The organism is Rubrivirga sp. (genome assembly GCF_049648075.1).
Lineage (GTDB): Bacteria > Bacteroidota > Rhodothermia > Rhodothermales > Rubricoccaceae > Rubrivirga.
Window position 1 is genome coordinate 1 of record NZ_JBARYR010000296.1, and the last position, 2,074, is coordinate 2,074.

Annotated in this window: 3 protein-coding genes; all 3 read right to left on the reverse strand. The window is 70.4% G+C overall.

Going from position 1 to position 2,074, the window contains the following annotated elements; genetic code table 11:
- The coding region (locus WBA11_RS08860) for a murein hydrolase activator EnvC family protein (protein ID WP_424520337.1) at positions 1-853 on the reverse strand (853 nt) is incomplete at its 3' end.
- A 64-nt stretch (positions 854-917) separates the two neighbouring features.
- Entirely contained in the window at positions 918-1,694 is a 777-nt protein-coding gene (locus WBA11_RS08865) for a DUF4292 domain-containing protein (protein ID WP_424520338.1), read from the reverse strand.
- A gap of 10 nt (positions 1,695-1,704) precedes the next feature.
- Positions 1,705-2,074 (reverse strand): hypothetical protein (locus tag WBA11_RS08870; protein WP_424520339.1); only part of this gene is annotated, 370 nt, incomplete at its 5' end.

Here is a 2,074-nt window from a genome sequence, read left to right on the forward strand (position 1 = left end):
GGGCGGCTTCGGCTCGGCGGGCCTCTTCACGTTCACGAGCCTCGGCCTCGGCCGCGAGTCGTTGGCGTTCTGCCACCTCGGCAGCGGCTCGGCGATCCGCCTCGGCCTGGGCCGACGCCTGCTGGGCCGCCGCACGACGCCGCTCGGCAGCGACGAGCTGCTGTACGACTCCCGCGAGTTGGTCCGCGTCCTGCTGGCGCTGGCTCAGCTCCCGCTCGAGGCGGCCACGGCGTGTCCGTGCCTGCGCGACGAGGCCCTCGCGGTCTTGGCGCCGCCGAGCTAGCTCCGTCTGCTCGGCCTGACTCTGCTGCAACACGCGCTGCGTTTCCTCGAGCGATGCCCGAACGGTCTGCTCCCGAGACCTCATCTCCGAGGTCTTGATCGCGATCTGCTCGACCTGTCCTCGGCGCCGGCTCGCGAACTGCTGGAGGTAGCGGGCACGGACCAGCATCTGGTTCACAGACCCTGCCGACAGGATCAGCGCCAACCCGTTGCGTCGGCCGTGGATGTAGGCGTGGCGGGCGCGCTGCCGGTACGAGCGCTTCGCGGACCCGATCTCCGTCTCCAGGCGCTCGATTGACCGGCGGAGGGTTTCTGTCTCTCGCTGGATGGTCCCGACCTGTCCGCGGTACCCCGTGACCAGCGCCTCGCGCAACGTGATCTCGGCCTCGATGGACTCGACCGCCCGCAGCGCACTCACTTCGTCACCGCGAGCGGACCGGACCTGGCGCTCGACGGCCTGGATCTGCGAGCGCAGGCTGGTCAGACGGCGCTCAGTCTCCGACCGGCTCTGGGCAGAGGACGGTCCCGCGGCGAGAGCCGCCAGGAAGACGAGGCAAACGGCGCGACGCATGGGGGGACGAGTGTCGGCGACCAAGCTTCGAAAGTAAAGCGCCGCCGTCCTCGATGCGAATCGGCTAGCGGACGACGAACGTTTCGTAGTCGGTCGGTCGCCGGAAGCGGATGCGAAGGTCGTCCGGGTTGACCGACAACCGCCGGTGCTCCAGGACGATGACCGTGCCGCCTTTTTCGAGACGCACCCGGCGCGGCATCACGACGCCCTCGATGGTATCGAACGCCTCCGCCGTCTGGGATCCCGACTCACGACCGCCCGCGTCGAACGTGATCAGCTCCGTCACACGCCAGACGGCGGGGTCGACGACGTAGGACCGGCTGGTTCCGCCCGCAAGCCGGCCCGACAACCGGTACGATCCGTCCTCCGCGAGCACGCTCCATTGCACGTCCGGCTCTGGAACCAGCAGACCGAGGGCCGCCCGGACCGCGCGGCCGTCCACGCTCGCGCCGGGGACGATGGACTCGGCGGCCGAGATCGGACCCAGGAGAAACTCTTTGTTGGGGCGGTTGGCGAGGAACACGGAGTCGGGCGTGACCAACCCTTGCCCGGCGATCACGCCCAGCGGACCGCGCACGATGACAGAGGTGCTGTCCGAGAGCCGTGACCGAAGGCTATACGTGGCGTTTCGGCTCTCTTGGGGACTCGTAAACGACATGTCCCCATCGGCCGATACCGACCCGACCGACGCCATCGAGGCCTCGACCGCCGCCACGATCTGCCCGGCCGAGTGGTTCGGGTAGCCGGCCGCGTCCTCGAGGTCGGGAGCGTCCTGGACGAGCGCGCCGGGGACGCACCCGGCGAGGGCCGAGGCGAGGAGGAACAGTGCGAGTCGGAGCACGAGAGGGGAGCTAGAGGGGGAGCGCGTCGAGACGAGCGCGCAAGGCGTCGGCGTCTTGGAGGGCGTCGCCCAGGAGCGTGATCGCCTCGAGGGCGCGGGCCGAGGCGTCGAGGGCGTCGGCCCCGCGATCGGCGGCGACGTACGCCTCAGCCGCGCCGACAAGGACAGAAGGAACAGAGCCGAACAAGAGGAGGGCGTCGTCGGCGGTCTCGCCCGCTCGCGCGTCGCCGGCTTGGGCCATGGCGCGCAGCACCTCCACCCACGCGTCGACCGCTCGAGGATCGGCGTCCACGCGATCGAGCAGGTCCTCGATCGAGCCGCCCGCCGCGGTCGGCGTTCTCGAGGGCGAGGGGTCCTCGAGGGTGGCCATGCGTCGTTGG